The sequence below is a fragment of the Flammeovirga kamogawensis genome (genome assembly GCF_018736065.1).
GTDB classification, from domain to species: domain Bacteria; phylum Bacteroidota; class Bacteroidia; order Cytophagales; family Flammeovirgaceae; genus Flammeovirga; species Flammeovirga kamogawensis.
This window is the reverse complement of record NZ_CP076128.1, coordinates 3,030,001-3,055,000: the sequence shown is the minus strand read 5'-3', so window position 1 is coordinate 3,055,000 and position 25,000 is coordinate 3,030,001. Positions and strand designations below refer to the sequence as shown.

Below are 25,000 nucleotides of genomic sequence, written 5' to 3'. Positions count from 1 at the left end.
GTACCCCAAACCGACACAGGTGGTTAGGATGAGTAATCCGAGGCGCTCGAGTGATTCATGGCTAAGGAACTAGGCAAATTAGCCCCGTAACTTCGGGAGAAGGGGCGCCTACTTACTTTGTAAGAGGCCGCAGCGAAGAAGTCCAGGCGACTGTTTAACAAAAACACATGGCTATGCGAACTCGAAAGATTCAGTATATAGCCTGACACCTGCCCGGTGCTGGAAGGTTAAGAGGGGGAGTTAGTTTTAGGACGAAGCTCTGAATTGAAGCCCCAGTAAACGGCGGCCGTAACTATAACGGTCCTAAGGTAGCGAAATTCCTTGTCGGGTAAGTTCCGACCTGCACGAATGGTGCAACGATCTGGACGCTGTCTCGGCCATGAGCTCGGTGAAATTGAAGTAGCGGTGAAGATGCCGCTTACCCGCAACGGGACGAAAAGACCCCATGAACCTTTACTGCAACTTAACGTTGGCCGTTGGCCAGGAATGTGTAGGATAGGCGGGAGACTATGAAGGAGTGTCGCCAGGCATTTTGGAGTCATTGTTGAAATACCGCCCTTTCCTGTTTGACGGTCTAACGAGTGTATACTCGGACATTGTTTGGTGGGTAGTTTGACTGGGGTGGTCGCCTCCAAAAGAGTAACGGAGGCTTTCCAAGGTTCCCTCACGACGGTCGGCAATCGTCGGAAGAGCGCAATGGCATAAGGGAGCCTGACTGCGAGAGAGACATTTCGAACAGGCACGAAAGTGGGACATAGTGATCCGGTGGTACCGCATGGAAGGGCCATCGCTCAAAGGATAAAAGGTACTCTGGGGATAACAGGCTGATCTCCCCCAAGAGCTCATATCGACGGGGAGGTTTGGCACCTCGATGTCGGCTCGTCACGTCCTGGGGCTGGAGAAGGTCCCAAGGGTTGGGCTGTTCGCCCATTAAAGTGGCACGCGAGCTGGGTTCAGAACGTCGTGAGACAGTTCGGTCTCTATCTGTTGCGGGCGTAGGAAATTTGAGAGGCTCTGACTTTAGTACGAGAGGACCGAGTTGGACACACCTCTGGCGTACCGGTTGTTCCGCCAGGAGCATCGCCGGGTACCTATGTGTGGAGCGGATAAGCGCTGAAAGCATCTAAGCGCGAAACCCACCTCGAGATGAGATTTCCATATAAGGGTTGTTATAGATGATGACGTTGATAGGCTTCAAGTGTACGTGTAGAGATACATTCAGCTGAGAAGTACTAATCGCCCAATAGCTTTTCTTTTACGGTTAGCACTCTAGTAATAGAGTGCTAGCAAAGTTTTTCCTTTTCACTGTCAAATAACTGATTTATATTAGTTATTTTGCATTAGTGATTAGATTCGATAATCAAAGACATTAAGATATTGATGGTGTCAATGACGTGGGTGTTCACCTCTTTCCATTCCGAACAGAGCAGTTAAGCCCCACAGTGCTGATGGTACTGGGTTAACCCCCGGGAGAGTAGGTCGACGCCACATTCATTATATATAGAAGGTTAGTTAACACATGATGTTGACTAACCTTTTTTTTTGCAATTATTATTGTAATAATTTGTTAATCAGTGTGTTATAATGAAAAAGTACTATTTTTTTAACGTATTGATTATTACCTTTGTAAGTACAAGTTAGGCTAACAGCCCTCTGTTTATCAGATGTTTATTCTTTAAAGTGTAAACGGAAGAATTGAGGGTGATCTTATAAATATAAAATATCACTAAAGTGACTAAAGCAGAAGTAATCACAGAAATTCTCAGAAAAATTGAGAAGCGTCAAGAAGCTCAAACTTCAAACGCAGCAACTATGGTTGAAGTAGATAAGGAAGTTGTCGGTCAAGTATTGGAAGATTTCTTTAACGTAGTGAAGGACAAGATGGCAGAAGGTAATAATATCTACATCCGTCGTTTTGGTAGCTTTGTAAATAAAAAGCGTGCAAGTAAAAAAGGAAGAGATATCTCTAGAGGAGAAATTATTCCTATCCCTGAGCACTTTATTCCAAGCTTCAAACCTTCTAAAGAGTTTGTTGAAAAAATTAAAGGTAGTGACAAAGTACGTTTGATTAACGAAAACTAGTACTTAGTTGCAAAGAATTGCATAAATTGTCCTCATCTTAATAATGTAAGATGAGGACATTTTTTTAATCTCAATTTTAATATGGGAACTAAACAATATAGCCTAATAGGAATAGGAATAGTTTTAATAATTGTATTGGCACTTTTACCAAAAGCGGTAGTTACAGATAATAGTGCAAATGCAGTTGAAAACAACGAAAGTACGGCTCAAACAGAACAACATAGTGATGACGATGGGCATGACCATGGAAGTAATAAAGTAGATATGGCCTCTGCTCATTCAGAGAAGTTACCGGCTGATACACAAAGTAAACTTGACTCACTTCAAGACAGTTTTGAGAGTGGAAAGGGAACTCAAAATAAAATAACTGTTGCAAATGAAGCATATGATTTATTGATTCGAATGAATAAATTTGATCGTGCCGCAGAGTGGAAGTTAGCATTATATGGGGTAACGGATAAATCAGAAGATCTCAAATCTGCAGCCGATGCTTATTATGATGCCTTTACTTTTGCAATGAGTGAAGAAAAATCAAGTAAGATGGCTAGCTTAGCTAGATCTAATTATAATCAATATTTAAAATTAGAACCAAAGGATTTAAATTCGAAGGTTAAGTTAGGTATGACTTATGTAGTTTCTTCATCTCCAATGCAAGGGATTACTTTAATAAGAGAAGTAATTGCAGAAGAACCAAATCATCAGTTAGCAATCTTTAATTTAGGCTTACTTTCAATGCAATCTGGACAATATGATAAAGCTGTAGGTAGATTTGAACAACTAAAAAAATTATATCCTGAAGATATGGAAGCTAGGTTTTATTTGGCTTTAGCTTTGAAAGAAGTTGGTAAGAAAAATCAAGCAATAAAAGAATTGGAATTCATCAATAAAAATGCTGATTCTGAGGATATTCGAGTGACTTCTTCACAATATCTTGCAGAATGGGTGAATTAATGTAAATAAAAGTAGAAAAATGGATATTAAATTCGTCTTTCTACAATTTTTGTTATAAATTGCACATTCGTTCAGTTAATGAGTTCATTGATTGAATGTATTTTAGAAAAGATTTCAAACACGTAAACTGTAAGAAATATGCCTTGCGGTAAGAAAAGAAAAAGACATAAGATCGCGACTCACAAGAGAAAGAAAAGACTTAGAAAGAACAGACACAAGAAAAAGTAATGTTCTAGTCGCAACTTAATGATAACCTTGCTCTAGTGAATCTAGGACAAGGTTTTTCATTATAAAAAAGTGGAGTATCTAAACGTAGATACACATACATTGTATGTACTTATAAATTAATTATTAACCTTAAACTTTTATCGAGTTGAGTAATGAATTAGTTATCAATTCAACGCAAGAAGGAAGCAGAATTGCCCTTATGCGAGATAAAAGTCTGGTAGAACTTCACTATGATAATGACGAAACAAAATTTCAAGTAGGTGATATCTATTTAGGAGTTGTTCGTAAAGTAGTTCCTGGTCTAAATGCTGCATTTATAGATATAGGATACGAAAAGGATGCCTTCTTACATTACTTGGATTTAGGTCCAAAAGTAAAATCACTCTTGAAATATATTAAACTGGCACAGGGTAAGCACCACAAACATGTGAGTGAAAACCTAAAGCAGTTTCGTCTAGAACCTGAAATTGATAAACTTGGTAAAATCAATGATGTCCTGAAACAAAATCAAAAGATTATGGTTCAGGTTGTTAAAGAACCAATATCAACAAAAGGACCAAGATTATCATGTGAACTCTCTTTAGCAGGACGGTACTTAGTACTAGTTCCTTTTAGTAATACTGTCAATATATCTAAGAAAATTACAGACGCAGGAGAAAGGCGTAGGCTATTAAAGCTTGTGAATTCTATAAAGCCTGAAAATTTCGGAGTAATTATACGAACAGTTGCAGAAGGAAAAGAAGTATCTGAACTAGATAAGGATTTAAGAGACCTCAACCTAAAATGGGCGGAAGGTGTTGAAAAACTTAAAGTTGCAAAACCTAGAGAGAAAGTAATTGGAGAAATAAATCGTGCTACTTCAATGTTGAGAGATATCTTAAATGAATCTTTTGATAGTATCACTGTCGATGACAAGGATGCATATGAAGAAATAAGACGTTTTATTCTGCAAATCGCACCAGACAAAGCCGGTATAGTGAAATTCTATTCTGGTAAAGCAAAGCTTTTTGAGCACCATGGTATCGAAAAGCAATTAAAGACACTCTTTGGACAAACTGTTAGCTTAGGAAGTGGAGGATATTTAGTAATAGAACATACTGAAGCCCTTCATGTGATTGATGTTAATAGTGGAAACAAGTCGAATGCAGAGAACAATCAAGAAGCTACTGCATTCAACGTAAATATAGAGGCTGCTACAGAAATCGCTCGTCAATTACGTTTACGTGATATGGGTGGCATCATCGTTATAGACTTCATTGATATGAAGAAAGCTGAACACAAGCAAAAGTTGTATCAGCATATGAAGGCGGAGATGAAAGCAGATCGCTCTAAACACACAGTTTTACCATTGAGTAAATTCGGTTTAATGCAGATCACAAGGCAGCGTGTGAGACCTGAATTAAGCATAGTAACTAAAGAGAAGTGTCCAACTTGTAATGGAACAGGTAAAATAACGGCCTCGATTGCAATTGCAGATCAAATAGAGGCAGAGATTATGCACCTAATGGAGAATCAGAACGACCAAAAAATTAAAGTTGGTGTTCATCCATACTTATTCTCTTACTTTACAGGAGGTTTTCCTTCTCGAAGAATGAAATGGTTCTTTAAACATTTCAAATGGATTAAAATATTTGAAGATTCGTCATTAGGACTATCTGAATACAAGTTTTTTGATCATCATGATGAAGAAATTTCTTTAAAATGATCTGATTAGCTTCTATCACACAAGATGTGGTAGAAGCTTTTCTTTTATATAAACTTTCAATAAATAAACATATGAAACTATTTCAATGTGTTCTCGTTAAATAATTTTTATTGTTTCATTAAATAGAATAAAACATGTCTAAGTTTAGTAACCTAATTAATAAATCTGATGTACCTGTTTTAGTTGATTTTTATGCCGATTGGTGTCAACCTTGCCATATGTTAGCTCCAACTATTAAATCAATAAAAGTAAAATTAGGAGATAGATTAAAAGTTGTAAAGGTCAACTCTGATAAAAACCAATCTGTAATGTTGAAGTATCAGATTAAAAGTATCCCCACATTAATATTGTTTCATAAAGGAAAAATAATTTGGCGAAATTCCGGTGTCTTACCAGAACATGAACTTTTAAAAATATTAGAGCGTCATTTGTCTAATTAGATTTTAGACACGTAATTGTAATATATTTATAAATACTGTGTATGGCTGAATTCAATATAGATCAAGAAATAATACAAGCGTCACCATTAGCAACAACAATTCATTCTTGTAAGGAGGTGCAATCTAAGACCTGGATGGATTATGTAAAAGCATTGTTAGCAATTGCAGGTGCAGATGGAGAAGTCTCTCAAGAAGAGTTAGATTGGGTATTTTCTGATTTTCTAGAAGTAATTGGAGCTTCTGATGATGAAATAGAAGAGATTAAAAAGTTTGATTTTAAAAATGTTGATTTAACAGAGTTATTATCCAACTTAGATATTAATGTTCCGATGAATTATAAAAGAACATTAGTATATGATGCTGTAATGATGGCTCGTGCAGATAATGTTTATTCTAGAGAGGAAAAAGAAGCTGTTTGGAAAGCTGCCGAAATATTGGGAGTTCCTTATTTTATTGCTAGAACTATTGAAGGATTAGTAAACACTGAGAAATCACTTGAGATGATAAGAAAATCTCTTTTTGAATTAGAAGAAGAAGGTTATCCTATTGTTGATCTTGATAAATTAAATATGAAGCCTGCTTCAATATTAGAAAGAAATACATTTGGTGTTAAATTAACTTGTGAACAGACACAAAAAAATTATGGTTTTGCATTAATGATAATAGCCGGTGCTGATGGTGTTATTTCTGATGCTGAAAAAAACTGGTACTTAGAGCAGTTTGTTAAGGTATCTAATACTCCAGAAGAAATAGCTAAGGAAGTGATGGAATATGATTTTTCTAGTGGAAATTTAGAGGAAGTAATTAATAATTTAAAAGTAGATGTAACCATCAATTTTAAAAGAACTTTATTATATAACGCTATTAAGATGGCAAGTGCAGATGCTGAGTTTCCTGAGCAAGAGAAAGATGCAACAGATAGAGTTGCTAAGCTTTTAGATATCACAGATGATATAGCACAAACGATTTATTATCTAGTTGATACAGAAGCAAAAATTGCTAAAATGCGGACTACATTATTTGAATATAATTAATAAAAAAACTCTTCAGATTTAATAACCTGAAGAGTTTTTTTATGGAATATGATATTTATCTTATCTAGAAATTAATTTAAAAATATCATTTCCAAATGCAAAAACCATAATTGATAATAATATTAGCATTCCAATTTGTTGTGCTACCATTAATACTTTTTCAGATGGTTTTCTACCTGTAATTATTTCATACGTTAGAAATACGACATGGCCACCGTCTAATGCAGGTATTGGTAATAAGTTCATAAATGCTAATACCATTGATAACATACCAGTGATTGTCCAGAATTGAATCCAATGCCATGTTCCTCCATATACCTCAGCAATACCAATAGGGCTACTTACAGATTTACTTGCAGAAACTTCACCTCTAAATAATTTACCAAAAGCTTTTATTTGTACAGTAATTACATTGAAGGCTTCTTGAGTTCCAACTGGAATAGCTTCTAAAAAAGAGTAGTTTTTATATTCAGCTTTCAATCTAGACCTCATCTCAAACCCAAGTGTACCTTCATCAGATACTCTAATTTGAAGTTTTAATGGTTGATTATTTCTAAGAACAGTAAGTTCTATTTCTTTTCCAGATTGAATTTCTAATTCTTTCCTGAATTCATTAAAATAAGGAAGGTCTTTTCCGTTTATAGCAATCGGAATATCATCTGCTTTTAAACCGCCTTTATCAGCAGGTGTTGCAGGTAAAACTCTCTTAACATAAAATGGATCTCTAGGGTAAACATAAGACATCTTTTTGTACTTATCTTCACTCATCCATTCTATCATTTCTTTAGGAATTGATATTCGAACTTCTTTGTTGTCTCGTAATACAGTGATATAACTATTCTCTTCTAATAAAAAATTAGGATCAACTAAATCTCTAAATTGTTTAGCATCTTTTCCACTTAGGTTAACAATTTTATCTCCTGTTTCTAACCCTACTTTCTCTCCAAGTTCACTAGCGTAAATACCATATTTGTTAATTTCTGAAATTGGTATAAAACGTTCACCTGTACTGTAAGCTAAACCTATAAAAATGATAATACCTGTAATAACGTTCATTATTATACCTCCAAGCATAACAATTAGACGTTGCCAAGCAGGTTTAGTTCTAAATTCCCAAGGTTGCGGTTCTGACTCTAAATCATCTGCACCTTTAGATTCATCTATCATTCCAGCTATATCAACATAGCCACCCATTGGGAACCATCCTAAACCATATTCCGTATCTCCTCTTTTAATTTTAAAAATAGAAAATTTTAAAAGGTTTGGAAATGGGAATAAAAAGTCGAAAAATAAATAAAATTTATTTACTCTAATTTTAAATAGTTTAGCAGCAAAGAAATGCCCAAATTCATGTATTCCTACTAATATTGATAATCCCGCTAACAACTGAGCGGCCATTATAAGTCCTTCCATTCTTACATAAAAATCACATACAATTTGATAAAACAGATTGTATGCATGTGATAATAATTATTTTATTTCCAACTCTTTGCTAATTCTCTAACGTCTGTATCAGTTTGGACGTAGTCTTTATAACTAGGAGTTAAGATATGCTTATAATTTTCCATACAATAAGCATTTAATTCAGCTATTTCTAAAAATTTGATTTCATCATTTAGAAAACGTTCAACAGCAATTTCATTTGCTGCATTCAGTATACAAGCTGAGTTTCCTTTTTCATTAAGTGCTTTATAAGCTAATTTAAGGTTTACAAATGTATCCTTATCAGGTGTTTCAAAGGTTAAGGTTGGGTAAGCTGAAAAATTAAACCTTTCGAAATTAGACGGAAGTCTTTTAGGATAACCTAAAGCATATTGTATAGGTAGTTTCATATCTGGTAACCCTAATTGTGCTTTTAAACTTCCATCTTCAAACTGAACAAGGGAATGTACAATTGATTGAGGGTGAACAACAACATCAATCTGATTGTCTTCAACCTCAAATAACCACTTAGCTTCTATAACTTCTAAACCTTTGTTCATTAGAGATGCAGAATCTATAGTAATTTTAGCACCCATACTCCAGTTTGGATGTTTTAAAGCCTGAGCTTTTGTTACACCTAATAGCTGATCTCTTTTTTTTCCTCTAAAAGGTCCTCCAGAAGCAGTTAAAATAACTTTTTCTATAGGATTATTTTCTTCTCCAACTAAACATTGAAATATAGCAGAGTGTTCAGAATCAACTGGTATAATTGAAACATTATTCTCTTTGGCTTTTTGAGTAACTAACTCTCCTGCCACTACTAAGGTTTCCTTATTTGCTAGGGCAATTGTAATTCCTTTATCTATAGCTGTTAATGTTGGCTTCAAACCAGCATAACCAACTAAAGCAGTTAATACAATATCAGTTTGAGCTTGTTCTAAGGCTTCACAAATACCATCAACTGTAGCTAAAATAATTACATTTGTATTTTTAAGTCCTTCTTTAAGGATTGTAAACTTGTCTTTATTGCCAATGATGGCATATTTTGGTTGAAACTCAATACATTGCTGAATGAGAAGGTCAACATTATTTCCTGCAGATAAAATACTCACAGAAAAAAGAGCTGAATTTGCTCGGATTACATCAAGTGCCTGTGTGCCGATTGATCCTGTAGATCCAAGTATCGCAATTGATTTTAAAGTCATAAAATCTTTCTTTTTTAGCATCGCAAAATATGCGAATCAATTTAGAGGGTACAAGTTAGCACCTAAAGCTATTTTATGTATGCTTTTTATGATTTCATTACAAACATTTTCATGTTTTGCCCAAGAAAATAGAATTTCTCTTGATGAAACATGGGTAGATATAATAAATGATGATGAAATTTACGTATCAGCCCAAAAGAAAAGTCCAAAAGCATTACTCTATACATATGTTATTGTACGTTTAGAGAATAAAGATTCACTTTTGAATAAGTTAGTTGATTTGTCTTTAGAATGTGCTACAGATAGCAATAATTTTTTAATTCAAAAACAACTAATAATACCTAAAAAAGAAGATATTTTGCTTCAAATGAAACTTGAAATAGGGAATACAACAGTAGAACTAAATACAATAAAATTTTTAGTAGAAGCTATTAAACCATAGCTTAAGAAAGATTTATTATAAATAACTTTTTTATACCTTCAATACTATTGGATATATCTCACTTTCGTTGTTTCTTTGAGTATTCATTTTTATCTCGATGAAGATGACCATAAAATAATAATCACATACTTAGTAAAAAATTATGAATTTTCCTGCAGAATTAAAGTATACTAAAGATCACGAATGGGTACGTGTTGAAGGTGAATTTGCATACATCGGTATCACAGAGTTTGCTCAAAGTGAATTAGGAGATATTGTTTATGTTGATATTACATCTGAAGACGAAGAAGTTGCAGAAGGTGAAGTATTTGGCTCTGTAGAAGCAGTAAAAACTGTTTCAGATTTATTTATGCCAGTGAACGGAGAAGTTGTTGAAATAAACGAGGCAATTGACTCTGCTCCTGAATTAGTAAATTCAGATCCTTACGGTGAAGGTTGGATGATTAAAATTAAAGTTTCAGACTTATCAGAGGTTGAAGCTTTAATGGATAGCGAAGCGTATCAAAAAGAAGTTGCTAACTAAATTTCTTTTTTTAGATAAGAAAAGAAGAGTTGTGCACATGTTGTTCAACTCTTTTTTAGTTTAAATAACCCTACTTATGCAGTTTTATACAGGAAATATATCTTTCGAGCTAAGAGCAAGTACTGATAAACACCCAAAAGAAAATCAATATATTATTTATGGTAATGCTTCTGCAGACACTTTATGGTCAAGGTATCTAGCTGCAGAAAATGGAGATATTTCTGGATCTCCAAAATATCTTTTTTATACATCTAATTTAAAAAAAGAAAAAGAAGCATTATTAAGTAAATTTCAAGTTCGTATTGCAGCAGGAGGTATTGTCTGCAACGAAGAAAAGCTTTTAATTATTAAAAGAAATGGAGTTTATGATATACCCAAAGGACATCTTGAGAAAGATGAAAACTTAGAAACTTGTGCAACAAGAGAAGTAGAAGAGGAAACCGGAGTCCCTTCTAAAATTATAGCACCTTTAATTGAAACATATCATACATATCTGTTTAACGGAAAATATGTATTAAAACACACGTATTGGTATACTATGACTGTAGCAAAAAAAAGTTTTAATGAACAACCTCAAGTAGAAGAAGGGATTGAAGAAGTCTTGTGGATGAACATTAATGATATCAATAATATAGTACTGATAAATACCTACAAGTCTATTAAGGATGTTATAAAAGCATTTGTCAAATAATTTTGCATGAATTGATTCCTTTAATGAATATAATATATATCAAAAAAACTATCATAGCATTAATTGTATTTATTAGTTGTACAACAATTAGTAATGCACAAAATCTAAAAGCGGTTCAAGCTGATGATTCAGGCTTATATGGTTTTAAAAAAGAAGCAGAAATTGAATGGAAAATACCCCCTCAATTTGAGAATGCTTTTAATTTTTCTAATACAGGAATAGCTGTAATAAAAACACAAAGCGGATACTCCCTAATTAATACCAAAGGAAAGATAATAACAAATCAATATTATGATAGGTTTGGATGGTCGGATGATGCAGATACAACAAGAGCACCACTTTTTTATGGAAGTTTAGTTGGAGTAAAAAAGAATGGTGTTTGGGGTGTCATCAATACTAAAGGAAAAGTAATTATATCACCTCAATTTAAATACCTTAATTATTTTTCTGATGGAGTATCTATTGTAGAAAACAAAAAAGGTAGGCTAGGTGCTGTTGATACGAATGGAAAAGAAATTATTCCAATAACTTTTCAAAGTCTACGATTTTTAGCAGGAGGTTTACCGTTGTTAGTTGCAAAAAATAATGGAGTTCAAGGAGTTATCAATTTAAAAGGAGAGTGGGTTTTACCTCTTGACTATATAACAGTAAAATGGGCAGGTAACAAGTTATTAGCGGCAATGACTCAAAAAGGGGAATGGCTTTTTGTTTATCATAATGGAGAACATTATTCAGAAGAATTTTATTCAAATTGGAAGTGGTATCATAAACAAAAGAAATTACTACTAAATAGAAACGGTCGTTTAGGATTATTGGATGAAAATGCGAATGTTATTTTTGAAACAAAATGCAAAACTATTTCTTTTGACGATTCATCCATAATTGCAGAAAAATTCCCACAAATTGAGTTGGGGAATACAAATAGGGAGTTACTTTCAACTTGGTACTGTGATAGTTTATCTTTTGCAGGTGATAGTCTTATTAGATATTATACATCAGGTAAAGTAGGTGTAGCGACTTCAAAAGGTATAAATAAGTTTTATAATTTTTATTCTGAAGTCAGTGATTTTATTGATGGCCAAGCTATCGTAAAGAAAAATAATAAGTTTGGTGTATGCGATGTAAATGGAGCTTTAATAATACCAGTAAAATATAATAGTATAAAAAGAATGCCTACGGGGCATTATTGGACTTTAGATAAAGAAAGTTACCCTGATGTATATAACAAACAAGGAGAGAATTTAACAAAGCATAAGTATGATATGATAGGAGAGTTCTCTCAAGGAAAGTATTTAGTTCGAAGAGCCAGGTTATATGGTTATCTAAATGCAGACTTGTCAGAATGGATATCACCTCAATTTAAAGATGCAGAATCTTTTGTTGGTCCATATGCAGTAGTTCGTACTTCAGATTATTATGGAGTTATTGACTTAGAAAAGAAATGGGAAATTACACCAATTGTTGATCGCCTAAAAACAATATCAGAAGGCCTTTATTACTTTGAAGATAATCAAGAATGGGGAACCTTAAGTATTAAAGGTATTGAATGGTTTAGAACAGATTCAGCAACAGTAGAATCATTTACAAATGGTTTTGTTGTTATGAAAAGAAGAGGAAATTATGGACTTCTAACTAATAAAGGAGAGTTATCACTTCATACAAAATATGACTCCTTAGATTTATCACATTTACAGAATGATAGAGTAGATATGTATCTTGATAGTACATGGTTATATAAATCTGTATTTAATGAAGACGGAGAACCATTAAGGGATGCATACCAACAGTATTCTAATGTAGAGGAACCAACAGAAGGGTTTGCAGCTGTGAAAGTTGGAGATAGATATGGTTTTATGGATTATCTTGGTCGAATGAGATTATCCTGTAGATATCAAGCAGTAAAACCATTTTCTGAAGGGTTATCTGCCTTTGAGTTAAATAATAGATGGGGATATATTAATAAAGAAGATCAAATAGTACTTCAACCTAAATACCAAGAATTAATGCCTTTAAAAGAAGATATGGCTAAAGCAAAGCTTTTAAATAAATGGGGTGTAATAAACAGTTCTGGTAAAATTATTATTCCTCTTAACTATGAAAATGTAAAGCGTACAAGTTATAATAATTGGTATGTATGGGAAAAGGGAGGAGAAATGGGGATATACACTCCTGGTGGAATTAAAGGAATTTATGGTAAATATGATAATATAATTGATCTAGGTAATAACTATGTTATAGTAAGTGAGCAAGGTAAACTTGGAGTTGATAGAATTGATGGTTTTTTAATTTGGCCCCAGAGATATCATAGTGTAAAATTATTATCAAATAAAGAATGGTTCTCTTTAAAACATCAAGGTGAGGAATTGAGTGTTAAGTTGTTGTAATTAAATATGTTATGATTTGTTATAAGCGAAAGTGTAACGAAAACTATCTATAATTAGTTTAATTAATTACACCAAATCACCTATTATGACAAATTCAATTAAAATATTACTTCCTTTTTTTATTTTATTGTTTTGCTCTTTTGCTTTTAATATTCATGAAAGTGAAGTTATACATGATATTAATAAAAAAGATATATTAAAGGAATCTAATAATTTATCAATTTTAATGGATGGTGTTCAAGTTGAAAAATATTCTGATGGTTCAGTTGATTTATATATACAAAGTTAGATAATTGACATCGTTTTATATATTATTATGCCTCTATTTGCGTTAAAGTAAATAGAGGCATTTTTATGCATATACTTTACATAACACTATGACTAAAATAAAACTCTTCAATAAAGACGCACTGTTTGCAACTATCTTTGTTTTTGCATTTATGGGACTATTACAAGTCTCAAATGTACAAGTCGAAATATTTAATGTTTTTGAGCAAGTTTTTGAAAACTTTGAGCTTACAGATATTTACTATTCAAAGCTTCGCGATAATAAAAAAGAAGCATTTGAAAAAAATGTGGTTTTAGTAAATATTGGAAATTTAGATAGAAAAGGTATTGCTAAGCAAATAATGAGGTTAGCAGATGCTCAACCAAAGGTAATGGGTATTGACGCAACTTTTGTTGGACCAAGACCAAAAGATCCTGTTGGTGATTTTATGTTAGCACAAGCATTAAATAAAGTAGGTAAATCTTTTGTAATGGCTACAGCCCCTGCAGATTGGAATGAAGGTAAAGCAATGTTCGATACTTTGAAATTACCTTACGCACCTTTTGTAGCAAAAACAGATCATGGTCATGTCTTCACAGGAGTCTTAACAGATGAAATTTTCACAACATGGAGAGATATTCCTGTGTATGTTGATTTTGAAAATGGAGATAGAGAATACGCACTATCTGTAAAAATTGCAGAAAAATTTGATGCAGAAAAAACAAAAAAATTCCTTGATAGAAATAACGAAAGAGAAACAATCTATTTTAAAGGAAATCTGGATAAGTATATAAAACTTGATCTTTCTGATTTTAAAGATGAATCAAGAGACTTCTCTTTTATAAAAGATAAAATTGTATTATTAGGTTACATGGGTAACGAATATACCGATGGATTTTGGGATGCAGATAAATTTTTTACTCCATTAAATAAAAATGTGGTAGGACGTGGTTATCCTGATATGTACGGGGTAGTAGTACATGCAAATGTAATATCTATGATTTTAGATGAGAGCTACATTGATGTGATGCCAGATTGGTTAAGCTACTTTTTAGCTTTTTTAATGTGTTATCTAAATGCTGTATTATTTATGTGGATTGTAGAAAATAGAAATCTGTCTGTTTGGTACAATGCAATTACAAAATCTATTCAATTAATTGAAGCACTTGTAATTCTTTCGCTAACAATGTTATTATTTGGTACATTTAATTATCATGCAAATTTCACTCTTTTGTTCCTTGTTGTAATACTTTCGGGTGATTTAATTGAAATATTTTCAGAAATCTTACTTAGAGTTTTCTATGGAGTGAAAAAGAAGTGGAAGAAGAAAATATAAAATTGTAAATTGCAAATAACTTTTAATGAAAATTATCGTATGTATAATTACTTGATTTAAAATTAAAAAACAGAACTACTATAAAATTCACGGCATTATGAAATTCAAATTGCTAACATTTATATCAACTCTTTTAATTGTATTTAATGTATCTGCACAAGAAGCTAAGTTTATGGTTTTAGGTGTGAAAGGAGACGTTTCTATTGGAGGAGAAAATATTCATACAGGAGATATGTTACTTTCTGGACAAGAAGTAACAATAAAAGGAACATCACCTTATTTAGGCTTAGCGTATATTTCTGGAGGTACTCTTGAATTAAAGAAATCAGGGAAATATGAAGTTAATACTTTAGAGAGTCAGTTAAGTCAAAAAGAAAATGATTTAGTATCTAGATACGTTGACTTTATTAAAGATGAATTAACAGGCTCTGGTGAAGAAGCATCTACACAGGCAAAATATGGATCTGTAACAAGATCTTTAAAGAAAAAGCCAATATATTTTTATGTTCCTATTAATTCAAATGCAATAAAAACAGAAATTAATTTAAGCTGGGCATTAAAAGATGGTCCTTCAGAAAATGGTACATATAAAATCTTTATAAAAGATAGAAAGCACCATATCTTATTAGAAGATGAAGTTACAGGTTCAGAATATACTTTAAATCTAAATGATGCAAAGTTAAATGAAGAGAAATACTTATTTTACTATGTAGAAGATGCAAAAAATAATAAAATAGCATCTGACTTATATGCTTTCACAGTATATAATGATGGAGATACAGAAGAAACTGCAAAAGAATTAGAACAACTAAAATCTAATGAAACTGCAATAGGTAAATTGATACTTGCAAAATACTATGAGGATAAAGGGTTTATTGTGAATGCATCTACAGCATATGAACAAGCAATAAGTTTATCTAATGGAGATGAGCAATATGTAAAAATGTATCAAAACTTCCAAACTAGATATGGTAGTTAATACCTAAAAGAAAAACGTGTTTTAAAAGCCACCTTGATGATTTAATCATCTTGGTGGCTTTTTTTTAATGCTTCCATTTCCTTATTAATACTCTTTGTGAAAATTTGTGTTAGACCAGCTATAGATAATATAATTAACCCACCAACAATAAGTTGTGTGTATGTATTTGTATTTGGATTGGATAAATCTTGAATGTCAACAATAGATTTACCTACCCATATTGATATTATAGTTCTAGGTAACATCCCTATCAAACTACCTAAAAGAAACTCTTTGATAGGAGTTTTAGCCCAAGCTAATAGTAAGTTACTAAGAGCAAAAGGAAGTATGGGAGATAGCTTTGTAAAGGCTACAATTTTTAATGGAGATTTATGAACGGTCCTAATAATGACAGTAGCAATAGGGTATTTTTCAATTGATTTGCTAAATTTCCCTTGATCAATCCATTTTACAACAAAATAGCATAAATATGCTGCAATTATATAGGCAGGGACCATGCCTATAAGTGCATTCCAACCTAAAAAATAACCGGTGAACAATGCCATAAAAGTTGTAGGAGTTAATGCAAATGCCATTGTAAAACTGGAGCAAATAAAGAATACAATCCAATACTCTATTGGGAAGTTTTGAATAGTATTTTCATAAGCAAAGCCTATTGTAGCAATACTAGAACTGGTAATTATTGGTAAAATACTTAGTCCTCCTCCAACAGAAAAAGATGATAGATTTTGGCTAATAATATTTTTAAGGTCTTTAATTCTCATATCTTTCTCTGAATAAATGTCAATTTGTGTACTGCAAGGTAAAAAAAAACTATTTATAGTTGTGTATTTAAATTTAAGAATCTATATTTGCATCGCTTTTATCAGAAACGGTGTTTTTGATATATGTATTGCCTCCTTAGCTCAGCTGGTAGAGCAACTGATTTGTAATCAGTAGGTCGTAGGTTCGACTCCTATAGGAGGCTCTATTAAATCTTCCACAAAACGTGTGGTCGTATTATATAAATTATTAGCCTCCTTAGCTCAGCTGGTAGAGCAACTGATTTGTAATCAGTAGGTCGTAGGTTCGACTCCTATAGGAGGCTCAATATAGCTCAAACATTCGCAAGACGTGCGGATTGATTTGAAACGCCTCCTTAGCTCAGCTGGTAGAGCAACTGATTTGTAATCAGTAGGTCGTAGGTTCGACTCCTATAGGAGGCTCCATGTCTTGGAGTCAGGCAATTTGGAAACAAATTCGGCGCTGGGTTAAAGACGAAATATGTATTGCCTCCTTAGCTCAGCTGGTAGAGCAACTGATTTGTAATCAGTAGGTCGTAGGTTCGACTCCTATAGGAGGCTCATAGTAATGAAAACCCTTTTAAAGGCAATATTATATATTTCGTGTGATATAGCTTTTGAGTGGGTTTTTTTCATTATTAACGCTCTGAATAATGGAGTATTCGTTAATGTATTGAAAACTTACTTGATGTAAGTTGTTGATTATTTGATGTTTATGAAATAATTCAGTTATTTGCGGACTCGTTAATTAAAAATATAAAAAGATGTCTAGAATCTGCGATATTACAGGTAAAAGAACGAGAGTTGGTAATAATGTTTCTCACGCAAACAATAAGACCAAACGTAAGTTCTACCCTAACTTGCACACAAAGCGTTTCTACATTCCTGAAGAGGATCGTTGGGTAACGTTAAAAGTTTCTTCAAGCGCAATAAGAACTATCAACAAGAATGGCATTTCAGCTGTCTTGAAGAAAGCGCGTAAAGAAGGTAAAACTTTCTAATTAAACTTGGTTTAAATTCGGTACAAAGTACCACAAAGAATAAGTCATGGCTAAGAAAGGCAACAGAGTACAAGTGATTCTTGAATGTACAGAGCACAAAGCAACTGGCATGTCAGGTACTTCAAGATACATCACAACAAAAAACCGTAAGAACACTCCAGATCGTCTTGAAAGACGTAAGTTCAACCCGGTATTAAAGAAATACACAATTCACCGTGAAATTAAGTAATTATGGCTAAGAAAGTAGTAGCAACACTTAAGAAAGAAGGTGGCGTAAAATACGCTAAAGTGGTGAAAGCCGTGAGATCTCCTAAAACGGGTGCATACACGTTCAAAGAAGAGATTATCGTGGAAGATCAAGTTAAAGATTACTTAGCTAAGTAATTTTTCTTGTAGAAAGCTTTAAAATTTCTTTCGAAAAAGCCCCACAACAAGATTGTGGGGTTTTTTGTTATATATTCATATATGTATCTTTCACATTTAAAGAAATCATTTATATTGAATATATATCAAGCATATCATATTGGATTCTAACTTTTTGAGAGTTATTTTCGCAATAAGGTAGAGTAATACATCCTTATTAATTTTTGATTAAATCGTAGCAACAAAATGGGCTTCTTTAAGAAAATTTTTGGAAAAACAGAGATCACAGAAGAGGAAAAAGAAAACCTTGATAAAGGTCTTGAAAAATCACGTGGAACAATCTTCGATAAGATTAGTAAAGCGGTTGCCGGTAAATCTAAAGTTGATGACGAAGTATTAGATAATCTGGAAGAAATTCTAGTTACTTCTGATGTAGGAGTAGAAACTACATTAAAAATTATTGATAGAATTGAAGCTCGTGTTGCTAAAGATAAATATGTTAGTGCAGCAGAACTTAATAAAATTCTACATGAAGAAATAGCTAGCCTTTTAGATGAGAATAAAAGTGAGGATGTAGAGGGGTATACTATTCCTGAAGGAATAGAAGGTCCATATGTAATCCTTGTTGTAGGAGTTAATGGTGTTGGTAAAACAACTACTATTGGAAAACTTTCTGCTAAGTTTAAATCTAAAGGCTATAAGGTAGTACTTGGTGCTGCTGATACGTTTAGAGCCGCTGCTGTTGACCAATTAAAACTTTGGGGAGAAAGAACAGGAGTTGATGTTGTAGCGAAAGGAATGAATGTCGACCCTTCTTCTGTTGCATTTGAAGCAGTTAAAAAAGGAGTTGAAACAAATGCAGATGTTATTATTGTTGATACAGCAGGTCGTTTACATAATAAAGTTAACTTGATGAATGAACTTTCTAAAATAAAAAGATCAATGCAGAAAGTTGCACCTGGTGTGCCGCATGATGTGATTTTAGTATTAGATGGTTCAACAGGTCAAAATGCAGTAAATCAAGCAAGAGAGTTTACAAAAGCTACTGAAGTTACAGGTTTAGCAATAACAAAACTTGATGGTACTGCAAAAGGTGGTGTTGTGATAGGTATTTCAGATGAATTTAAAATACCAGTAAAATATATAGGAGTGGGAGAAGGTGTAGATCATCTTCAAGCTTTCCGAAAAATGGAATTTGTAGAGTCATTATTTGGTGGTAGAGACGCTACTAAATCATAAATAAATTCTAAAAATGAAAAAGAGCCATGTATTTAATAAGCTAATACATGGCTCTTTTGTGTATTCCTTAGACTTTTATTCTAAGAGAATTAATTATTCTATTAAACTAACAAATTGATTATGAAACCAAGCAAGATTACTATTATCGGTGGAGGTAATTTAGGACAAGCAATTGCTGAAGGATTAATTGTAAGTAATTACATTGAGGCAAAGAATTTAACTGTAACAAGAAGAAATATTTCTCTTCTAAAGAAATTGTCTGATAAAGGTGTAAATGTTTCTAATAATAATAAGGAAGCGGTTAAAAATGCCGATCTTATTATTCTTGCAATAAAACCTTTCCAGATAAAATCTATTATGGAAGAATTAAGGCCCGAATTATCATCAAGCCAAGTTGTAACATCTGTTGTGACGGGAGTAACTTTGGATGATATGAGTGGTGTATTAGGTAGTAATCAGCCTGTGTTTAGATCTATGCCTAATACTGCAATTGCTATTCGTGAATCTATGACTTGCATAGCAACTGTTAATGGAACGCAAATACAAAAAGATATGTTAGTAGATTTGTTTTCTCAATTAGGAGAAGCAATTATTATTGACGAAAGTTTAATGTCTGCCGCAACAGTATTAGGTGCTTGTGGTATTGCTTATGCAATGCGTTTTATCAGAGCAGCATCTCAAGGAGGAATCGAAATTGGTTTTGGAGCTCAAGTTTCTCAATTAATTGCTGCACAGACAGTAAAAGGAGCTGCATCTTTATTAATGGAGACAGGAAATCATCCTGAACATGAAATTGATAAAGTTACAACTCCAAAAGGATGTACTATAGCAGGTTTAAATGAAATGGAGCATCAGGGATTTAGTTCTTCTTTAATAAAGGGAGTGAAGACATCTTTTAAAGCAATAGATGTAATTGCTGATGATTTTGATAAAAAATAGAAAACCGATTTATAATTAATTAACCGAATATTTCAGTGAAAAAGATAGCCGTTTTTACATCAGGTGGAGATGCACCAGGAATGAATGCATGTGTGAGAGCAGTCGTTAGAACTGCTTTGTATCATAATATTGAGGTTGTAGGTATAAGAAGAGGTTACAGAGGTATGATTGATGGAGACTTTGTACCAATGACTTCTTACTCTGTAAGTAATATTATTGGTCAAGGAGGTACAATTCTTAAATCTGCTAGATGTGATGAGTTTAGAGATATTAAGTGGAGAAAAGTAGCTTACGATAATTGTGTGAAAGAAGGAATTGAAGGTCTTGTAGCTATTGGAGGTAATGGTACATTTACAGGAGCTGAGTTGTTAATGGAAAACTTTGGAATTCCTACTATTGGTTGCCCAGGTACTATTGATAATGACCTTTATGGAACAGATTATACAATAGGATTTGATACAGCTGTAAATACTGCACTAGATGCGATTGATAAAATTAGAGATACAGCAGCATCACATGATAGAGTATTTTTTGTTGAGGTGATGGGACGTGATGCAGGCTTTATAGCAATGCAATGCGGTATTGGTGGTGGAGCTGAAAAGATTCTAGTACCAGAAAACCCTGATTCAATTGATGATGTTATCGGAACATTAAAAAGTGGAGGAGAAAAAGAAAAACCTTCTCACATTGTTGTTGTAGCTGAAGGAGAAGAAATTGGGAATGCACATTTCATTGCTCAAAAAGCAAAAGAAGCTTTGCCAAACTTAGATATAAGAGTTTCTAATTTAGGTCATATTCAAAGAGGTGGTTCACCAAGTGCAATAGATAGAATTATTGCAAGTAGAATGGGAATTGCAGCTGTTGAAGGATTATTAAAAGGAAAGAATAATGTAATGTCTGGTATCATTGATGATAAAGTAGTTTATACTTCATTTAACGATGCAATTAATAAGAAGAAGGCATTAGATGTTGATTTAATTAAGATGGTGAAAATCTTAAATAGCTAATATTCAGTATTATTCTGAAAAGAAAATATGGAATAAACGTATAAAACAGTAGTTTTGCGTTTATTCCTTTTTTTATATCGTAATATTCACTCCAATGTGATTCTATAGTATTCAGAAACAAACGACTACTTAAAGTCAAAACATATAATATCTCAACTTTCAAACAAAGCTCAAAATAAATTTGAGTAAACATTTCGTAAACTAATGAAACAAAATATTCAATTAAGTTTAAAAGGTACAGATTTCAAAACTGAAATTCTATCTGGATTAACTGTAGCTATTGCCTTAGTTCCCGAAGCTATTGCTTTTTCATTCATTGCAGGTGTGTCTCCATTAATTGGATTATATGCGGCATTTGTAATGGGATTAGTTACAGCAGTTTTAGGTGGTAGACCAGGTATGATTTCAGGAGCTACAGGTGCAATTGCGGTTGTAGTAATGCCTTTAATTGCAACTCAAGGGGTTGATTATCTATTTCCTGCTATAATTCTTGGAGGTATCTTTCAGATTTTAGTTGGAGCAATGAAATTAGGTAAATTTATTCGTTTAGTTCCTCACCCTGTAATGTTGGGTTTTGTAAATGGATTAGCAATCGTAATTTTTAAAGCTCAATTTAGTCAGTTCCATACAAAAGCAGGTGAATGGATGTCTGGTTCTCCTTTATATATCATGTTAGGATTAGTTGTTTTAGCAATGCTAGTAATACAATACCTACCAAAATTAACTAAAGTAGTTCCATCGCCATTAATGGCAATTGCAGTAGTAAGTGGTATAGTAATCGGTTTTGGTATAGAAACACCAACTGTAGGTGATATGGCTTCTATTTCAGGTGGTTTGCCTTCTATTATTATTCCAAATGTTCCTTTTGATATGGAAACATTGATGATAATTTTACCATTCTCTTTAAAGGTTGCAGGTGTAGGTTTAATAGAAAGTCTTTTGACGTTAACATTAATAGATGAAATTACAGAAACTAGAGGTAGTGGTAATCGTGAAAGTGTTGCTCAAGGTTTAGGTAATATAATTTCAGGATTCACTGGTGGAATGGGTGGTTGTGCCATGATTGGTCAATCAATGATTAATATTCAATCAGGAGCTCGTCAAAGATGGTCAGGTATTATAGCTGCAGTAGCATTATTATCTTTTGTAATTGTTTTATCATCTGTGATAGAACAAATTCCAATTGCTGCATTAGTAGGTGTAATGTTTATGGTAGCAATAGGTACATTCGAGTGGTCTAGTCTTAGAGTATTAAATAAGGTTCCAAAGTTTGATGTTATTGTGCTGTTAACTGTATCTATTGTAACTGTAATAGAAGATCTTGCGGTAGCAGTAGTTATTGGTATTATTATGTCAGCCTTATCATTTGCTTGGGATAACGCAGTTCGTATTCGTGCTAGAAAGAAAACAGATGAATTTGGACGTAAACATTATGAAATTTATGGTCCGTTATTCTTTGGTTCAGCTACTAATTTCTTTGAGAAGTTTGATTTTAAAAATGATCCAGAAAAGGTGATTATTGATTTTTCAGAAAGTAGAGTAGCTGATTTGTCAGGAATAGAAGCAATCAATAAAATTTCTGATAAATATGAAGAATATAGTAAAGAAGTTACCTTTATTCATTTAAGTCAAGATTGTGTAGATCTTTTAGCAAAAGCAAAATCTCATGTAGAGATAGATCATGATCATGATCCTCATTATGCTGTTGTTTATGATGCTTAATCATATTATTATACATAAAATAAAAATGGGTTATTTACACAATGTAAATAACCCATTTTTATTTTATGCTAGACTTTTAAATACTTCTTTTGTATCATCCCAAAACTCATCTAGTTTTAATATTCTTGGCTGTAAAAATTGATAGATATCTGCCCAATTATCTTTTCTGAACATATTTAAACCATGTTTTTCAATATATATTTTAGATACTACTTGGCCTATTTCATTTCTAGAATTTAATTCCCATTCCCATTTTTCATTTAAAATTGACTGCATATAGTCTTTCATATCAACAAATTGTTGGAAATAGATTTCTTGGATTTCTACATCTTTATGAGTTAGATATATACCTATAGATGCTTTTTTGCTATCTACATCCATTTTAAAATAAATATTTTTAACTCCAGTTTTATAGTTAGTCCAATTTACTTTGGCTCCACCTTGTGATCTATGAGGTGCCATCATTTTTCCAAATTTAGTCCAAAATTCTGATCTAATCTTAGACGCTTCTTCCTTAGAAAACATGTAATATTAATTTTTGTATTAAATAACTGAACTATGATTTTGTTAAAATCAAATTAGTGAAATACTGCTTATGGTCAGTAAATTGATGAGTTAATTTTAAAGAAGTATTTTTAATTATTTGTCGAACAATGTTTAAATCGTATTTACGACTTACTTCTGTATGTATTAATTCATCCTCTTTAAATTCATAAGATTGTTCTAATGCCTCAATAAATACGGTCTGATTTTTTTTGCTTTTGATATAACTTTTAGCAATGCCAGTATCTTCTGAATAAGAAGCATAATGTTCAAATTGGTCAATAATAAAATTTGCGTTTAACTCCCTATTCATTCTTTCTAGAAGGTTTAAGTTAAAAGCTGCAGTAATACCTTTATTATCATTATAGGCAGGGAGAACAATTTCTTTTGCTTTAATAAGATCTAAACCAATAAAAAGACTATCTCCAATATTCATTACTTTATCAAGATGCTCTATAAAATTACTAGCTTGGCTATCAGACATATTTCCTAAGTTTGAGCCAAGAAATAAAATCAATTTTTTATTTGAGCTTTTCAGGGAGCTAATCATTTGAAAATAATCTCCACAAATCCCATTTACTTTTAAGCTAGGTAGCCATTCTTTCATTTTCGAAGTTATATCTCTAATTGCTTGCTCACTAATATCAATTGGACAGTAACTAATACTATTGAAATCAAAATGTTTAAGGAGTTCTTTTGTTTTGATTCCATCACCTGCGCCTAATTCAATAATATCTAAATTTTGAGACGGGAGTGATTCAGCAATTTCATTTCCATGAAAACTTAAAATTTCCATTTCACAATTTGTGAGATAATATTCTTTTAAATTCATGATTTCTCTAAAGAGTAATTCGCCTTTAGTATCATAAAAATACATTGATGACAAGTATTTATTTTTAGATGATAGTCCTTCATCAACATGTTTTGCAAAAAGAGTTTTTTCAATTATCATTATCCGGTATTTTTTGAGTTAATTATTTAGCTAATCTAATTCCTGAATATTGCCACCTATAATTAGGATGAAAGAAGTTTCTGTAAGTATTTCTACTATGATTAGGGGAGGTTGCTACGCTTCCTCCTCTTAGGACCATTGTATTAATCATAAACTTACCATTATACTCACCTAAAGCACCTTCAGCTGTTTTGAAACCTGGGTAGGGTAAATACGCGCTATTTGTCCATTCCCATCGTTTTCCCCAATTAAAATATTCAGAGGCAACTTCCCATTCAAATTCAGTGGGTAGTCGCATCCCTTTCCAACGTGCAAAAGCTTCAGCTTCATAAAAGTTGATATGTCCTAGAATACTATTTGGATTTATAATTTGAACTCCTCCAAGTGTAAATTGACACCAATTATTATCTATAAGTTCCCAATATAAAGGGTGTGTGATGTTGTTTTCTTTTACCCAAGTCCACCCTTCATCTAACCAAAGTTCAAAACGATTGTATCCACCATCTTTTATGAAAGCTATATATTCTTTATTTGAAACATAATTTTGTGAAATTTGAAATTGTTGCAAATAGACCTTGTGTACTCCGTGTTCGTTGTCATAAGAAAATCCTTCACCTTTAAAACCAACTTCATAAATACCTTCATTAATGTTTATCCAATTATCTTTTTCCTTATTAATTATGTCTTCAAGCAAACTCCCATTTGGTTTGTACTGAGTTTTAAATGGATGACTAAAGAACAATAACTTTAAATCAGTAATCA

Annotated in this window: 25 protein-coding genes, 4 tRNA genes and 2 rRNA genes (2 of these 31 running past the window's edge); 25 read left to right on the top strand and 6 right to left on the bottom strand. The window is 32.6% G+C overall.

Features of this window, described 5'->3' with window-relative positions:
• The 7 genes from KM029_RS12280 to KM029_RS12250 all read left to right on the top strand — a co-directional run.
• Positions 1 to 1,256: ribosomal RNA gene (locus tag KM029_RS12280) — 23S ribosomal RNA — on the top strand; it begins 1,621 nt to the left of the window's first position.
• Positions 1,257 to 1,379: 123 nt separating this feature from the next.
• A 5S ribosomal RNA gene (gene rrf / locus KM029_RS12275) occupies positions 1,380 to 1,491 on the top strand.
• Between the two features lie 240 nt (positions 1,492 to 1,731).
• On the top strand, positions 1,732 to 2,082 hold the full coding sequence (locus tag KM029_RS12270; protein ID WP_240050295.1) for an HU family DNA-binding protein: 351 nt from the start codon (positions 1,732 to 1,734) through the stop codon (positions 2,080 to 2,082).
• Positions 2,083 to 2,163: 81 nt separating this feature from the next.
• Positions 2,164 to 3,033, top strand: coding sequence for a tetratricopeptide repeat protein (locus KM029_RS12265; protein WP_144073556.1), 870 nt, complete (start codon positions 2,164 to 2,166; stop codon positions 3,031 to 3,033).
• 373 nt (positions 3,034 to 3,406) lie between these two features.
• Positions 3,407 to 4,966, top strand: a complete 1,560-nt coding sequence (locus KM029_RS12260) for an Rne/Rng family ribonuclease (RefSeq protein WP_144073555.1) — start codon at positions 3,407 to 3,409, stop codon at positions 4,964 to 4,966.
• A gap of 134 nt (positions 4,967 to 5,100) precedes the next feature.
• The gene (gene trxA / locus KM029_RS12255; protein WP_144073554.1) at positions 5,101 to 5,406 is read left to right on the top strand and encodes a thioredoxin; all 306 of its coding nucleotides are present in this window, start codon (positions 5,101 to 5,103) and stop codon (positions 5,404 to 5,406) included.
• 41 nt (positions 5,407 to 5,447) lie between these two features.
• Complete coding sequence (locus KM029_RS12250) at positions 5,448 to 6,440, top strand: TerB family tellurite resistance protein (protein WP_144073553.1); 993 nt, start codon at positions 5,448 to 5,450, stop codon at positions 6,438 to 6,440.
• 60 nt (positions 6,441 to 6,500) lie between these two features.
• Here the strand turns inward: KM029_RS12250 and rseP are convergent, their stop codons facing one another.
• On the bottom strand, positions 6,501 to 7,853 hold the full coding sequence (gene rseP / locus KM029_RS12245; RefSeq protein ID WP_144073552.1) for an RIP metalloprotease RseP: 1,353 nt from the start codon (positions 7,851 to 7,853) through the stop codon (positions 6,501 to 6,503).
• A 62-nt stretch (positions 7,854 to 7,915) separates the two neighbouring features.
• Positions 7,916 to 9,001: a 1-deoxy-D-xylulose-5-phosphate reductoisomerase gene (gene dxr / locus KM029_RS12240; protein WP_240050341.1), complete on the bottom strand. Its 1,086-nt coding sequence runs from the start codon at positions 8,999 to 9,001 to the stop codon at positions 7,916 to 7,918.
• Between dxr and KM029_RS26930 the strand changes: the two genes are divergently transcribed.
• The 7 genes from KM029_RS26930 (at position 8,934) to KM029_RS12205 (ending at position 15,690) form a co-directional block, all read left to right on the top strand.
• Positions 8,934 to 9,509 carry a hypothetical protein gene (locus KM029_RS26930; RefSeq protein WP_240050351.1) on the top strand — a complete coding sequence of 192 codons (576 nt, stop codon included), beginning with the start codon at positions 8,934 to 8,936 and terminating at the stop codon, positions 9,507 to 9,509. The two genes, dxr and KM029_RS26930, sit on opposite strands and share 68 nt — an antisense overlap.
• 142 nt (positions 9,510 to 9,651) lie before the next feature.
• Complete coding sequence (gene gcvH, locus KM029_RS12230; protein WP_144073549.1) at positions 9,652 to 10,032, top strand: glycine cleavage system protein GcvH; 381 nt, start codon at positions 9,652 to 9,654, stop codon at positions 10,030 to 10,032.
• A gap of 76 nt (positions 10,033 to 10,108) precedes the next feature.
• Entirely contained in the window at positions 10,109 to 10,723 is a 615-nt protein-coding gene (locus KM029_RS12225) for an NUDIX hydrolase (RefSeq protein ID WP_144073548.1), read from the top strand.
• A gap of 23 nt (positions 10,724 to 10,746) precedes the next feature.
• On the top strand, positions 10,747 to 13,107 hold the full coding sequence (locus KM029_RS12220; protein WP_144073547.1) for a WG repeat-containing protein: 2,361 nt from the start codon (positions 10,747 to 10,749) through the stop codon (positions 13,105 to 13,107).
• Between the two features lie 85 nt (positions 13,108 to 13,192).
• Positions 13,193 to 13,396, top strand: coding sequence for a hypothetical protein (locus tag KM029_RS12215; protein ID WP_144073546.1), 204 nt, complete (start codon positions 13,193 to 13,195; stop codon positions 13,394 to 13,396).
• An 88-nt stretch (positions 13,397 to 13,484) separates the two neighbouring features.
• Complete coding sequence (locus KM029_RS12210) at positions 13,485 to 14,711, top strand: CHASE2 domain-containing protein (RefSeq protein WP_144073545.1); 1,227 nt, start codon at positions 13,485 to 13,487, stop codon at positions 14,709 to 14,711.
• Between the two features lie 97 nt (positions 14,712 to 14,808).
• Positions 14,809 to 15,690: a hypothetical protein gene (locus KM029_RS12205; RefSeq protein ID WP_144073544.1), complete on the top strand. Its 882-nt coding sequence runs from the start codon at positions 14,809 to 14,811 to the stop codon at positions 15,688 to 15,690.
• A 41-nt stretch (positions 15,691 to 15,731) separates the two neighbouring features.
• Here the strand turns inward: KM029_RS12205 and KM029_RS12200 are convergent, their stop codons facing one another.
• Complete coding sequence (locus KM029_RS12200; RefSeq protein WP_144073543.1) at positions 15,732 to 16,454, bottom strand: TVP38/TMEM64 family protein; 723 nt, start codon at positions 16,452 to 16,454, stop codon at positions 15,732 to 15,734.
• Between the two features lie 130 nt (positions 16,455 to 16,584).
• On the opposite strand from KM029_RS12200, the gene KM029_RS12195 reads away from it, so the two are divergent.
• From KM029_RS12195 to KM029_RS12145, 11 genes are all read left to right on the top strand, one after another.
• Positions 16,585 to 16,657 (top strand) — tRNA-Thr (locus KM029_RS12195).
• Between the two features lie 47 nt (positions 16,658 to 16,704).
• Positions 16,705 to 16,777 (top strand) — tRNA-Thr (locus KM029_RS12190).
• 45 nt (positions 16,778 to 16,822) lie between these two features.
• Positions 16,823 to 16,898: transfer RNA gene (locus tag KM029_RS12185), tRNA-Thr, on the top strand.
• 62 nt (positions 16,899 to 16,960) lie between these two features.
• Positions 16,961 to 17,033 (top strand) — tRNA-Thr (locus tag KM029_RS12180).
• Between the two features lie 203 nt (positions 17,034 to 17,236).
• Positions 17,237 to 17,473 (top strand): 50S ribosomal protein L28, encoded by a 237-nt coding sequence (gene rpmB, locus KM029_RS12175; RefSeq protein WP_144073542.1) that lies wholly within the window; start codon positions 17,237 to 17,239, stop codon positions 17,471 to 17,473.
• Between the two features lie 46 nt (positions 17,474 to 17,519).
• Positions 17,520 to 17,702 (top strand): 50S ribosomal protein L33, encoded by a 183-nt coding sequence (gene rpmG / locus KM029_RS12170; protein ID WP_126617740.1) that lies wholly within the window; start codon positions 17,520 to 17,522, stop codon positions 17,700 to 17,702.
• Between the two features lie 2 nt (positions 17,703 to 17,704).
• The gene (locus tag KM029_RS12165; protein ID WP_144073541.1) at positions 17,705 to 17,857 is read left to right on the top strand and encodes a DUF4295 domain-containing protein; all 153 of its coding nucleotides are present in this window, start codon (positions 17,705 to 17,707) and stop codon (positions 17,855 to 17,857) included.
• A 225-nt stretch (positions 17,858 to 18,082) separates the two neighbouring features.
• Positions 18,083 to 19,075: a signal recognition particle-docking protein FtsY gene (gene ftsY, locus KM029_RS12160; RefSeq protein WP_144073540.1), complete on the top strand. Its 993-nt coding sequence runs from the start codon at positions 18,083 to 18,085 to the stop codon at positions 19,073 to 19,075.
• A 120-nt stretch (positions 19,076 to 19,195) separates the two neighbouring features.
• Positions 19,196 to 20,014, top strand: a complete 819-nt coding sequence (gene proC, locus KM029_RS12155) for a pyrroline-5-carboxylate reductase (protein ID WP_144073539.1) — start codon at positions 19,196 to 19,198, stop codon at positions 20,012 to 20,014.
• Between the two features lie 35 nt (positions 20,015 to 20,049).
• Positions 20,050 to 21,021, top strand: coding sequence for a 6-phosphofructokinase (pfkA, locus tag KM029_RS12150; protein ID WP_144073538.1), 972 nt, complete (start codon positions 20,050 to 20,052; stop codon positions 21,019 to 21,021).
• A gap of 204 nt (positions 21,022 to 21,225) precedes the next feature.
• Complete coding sequence (locus tag KM029_RS12145) at positions 21,226 to 22,743, top strand: SulP family inorganic anion transporter (RefSeq protein WP_144073537.1); 1,518 nt, start codon at positions 21,226 to 21,228, stop codon at positions 22,741 to 22,743.
• A 63-nt stretch (positions 22,744 to 22,806) separates the two neighbouring features.
• On the opposite strand, the gene KM029_RS12140 is transcribed toward KM029_RS12145, so the two are convergent.
• The 3 genes in view from KM029_RS12140 to egtB are tightly spaced (at most 31 nt apart) and all read right to left on the bottom strand, a layout consistent with a single transcriptional unit that may run on beyond the window.
• A complete protein-coding gene (locus tag KM029_RS12140) occupies positions 22,807 to 23,268 on the bottom strand; it encodes a DUF4268 domain-containing protein (RefSeq protein ID WP_144073536.1) in 462 nt (153 codons plus the stop codon).
• A 31-nt stretch (positions 23,269 to 23,299) separates the two neighbouring features.
• Positions 23,300 to 24,238, bottom strand: a complete 939-nt coding sequence (egtD, locus tag KM029_RS12135; RefSeq protein WP_144073535.1) for an L-histidine N(alpha)-methyltransferase — start codon at positions 24,236 to 24,238, stop codon at positions 23,300 to 23,302.
• Between the two features lie 22 nt (positions 24,239 to 24,260).
• Positions 24,261 to 25,000, bottom strand: partial view of an ergothioneine biosynthesis protein EgtB gene (egtB, locus tag KM029_RS12130; protein WP_144073534.1) — the 3' portion only. It continues 412 nt past the right edge of the window; only the last 740 of its 1,152 coding nucleotides appear in the window; its start codon lies off the right edge, out of view; it ends in the stop codon at positions 24,261 to 24,263.

Excerpts from the sequence above, each read along its gene's own strand:
- KM029_RS12265 (WP_144073556.1), top strand. The coding sequence starts at position 2,164 with ATGGGAACTAAACAATATAGCCTAATAGGAATAGGAATAGTTTTAATA.
- trxA (WP_144073554.1), top strand. The coding sequence starts at position 5,101 with ATGTCTAAGTTTAGTAACCTAATTAATAAATCTGATGTACCTGTTTTA.
- KM029_RS12250 (WP_144073553.1), top strand. The coding sequence starts at position 5,448 with ATGGCTGAATTCAATATAGATCAAGAAATAATACAAGCGTCACCATTA.
- rseP (WP_144073552.1), bottom strand. The coding sequence starts at position 7,853 with ATGGAAGGACTTATAATGGCCGCTCAGTTGTTAGCGGGATTATCAATA.
- KM029_RS26930 (WP_240050351.1), top strand. The coding sequence starts at position 8,934 with ATGAGAAGGTCAACATTATTTCCTGCAGATAAAATACTCACAGAAAAA.
- gcvH (WP_144073549.1), top strand. The coding sequence starts at position 9,652 with ATGAATTTTCCTGCAGAATTAAAGTATACTAAAGATCACGAATGGGTA.
- KM029_RS12225 (WP_144073548.1), top strand. The coding sequence starts at position 10,109 with ATGCAGTTTTATACAGGAAATATATCTTTCGAGCTAAGAGCAAGTACT.
- KM029_RS12220 (WP_144073547.1), top strand. The coding sequence starts at position 10,747 with ATGAATATAATATATATCAAAAAAACTATCATAGCATTAATTGTATTT.
- KM029_RS12215 (WP_144073546.1), top strand. The coding sequence starts at position 13,193 with ATGACAAATTCAATTAAAATATTACTTCCTTTTTTTATTTTATTGTTT.
- KM029_RS12210 (WP_144073545.1), top strand. The coding sequence starts at position 13,485 with ATGACTAAAATAAAACTCTTCAATAAAGACGCACTGTTTGCAACTATC.
- KM029_RS12205 (WP_144073544.1), top strand. The coding sequence starts at position 14,809 with ATGAAATTCAAATTGCTAACATTTATATCAACTCTTTTAATTGTATTT.
- KM029_RS12200 (WP_144073543.1), bottom strand. The coding sequence starts at position 16,454 with ATGAGAATTAAAGACCTTAAAAATATTATTAGCCAAAATCTATCATCT.
- rpmB (WP_144073542.1), top strand. The coding sequence starts at position 17,237 with ATGTCTAGAATCTGCGATATTACAGGTAAAAGAACGAGAGTTGGTAAT.
- rpmG (WP_126617740.1), top strand. The coding sequence starts at position 17,520 with ATGGCTAAGAAAGGCAACAGAGTACAAGTGATTCTTGAATGTACAGAG.
- KM029_RS12165 (WP_144073541.1), top strand. The coding sequence starts at position 17,705 with ATGGCTAAGAAAGTAGTAGCAACACTTAAGAAAGAAGGTGGCGTAAAA.
- ftsY (WP_144073540.1), top strand. The coding sequence starts at position 18,083 with ATGGGCTTCTTTAAGAAAATTTTTGGAAAAACAGAGATCACAGAAGAG.
- proC (WP_144073539.1), top strand. The coding sequence starts at position 19,196 with ATGAAACCAAGCAAGATTACTATTATCGGTGGAGGTAATTTAGGACAA.
- KM029_RS12145 (WP_144073537.1), top strand. The coding sequence starts at position 21,226 with ATGAAACAAAATATTCAATTAAGTTTAAAAGGTACAGATTTCAAAACT.
- KM029_RS12140 (WP_144073536.1), bottom strand. The coding sequence starts at position 23,268 with ATGTTTTCTAAGGAAGAAGCGTCTAAGATTAGATCAGAATTTTGGACT.
- egtD (WP_144073535.1), bottom strand. The coding sequence starts at position 24,238 with ATGATAATTGAAAAAACTCTTTTTGCAAAACATGTTGATGAAGGACTA.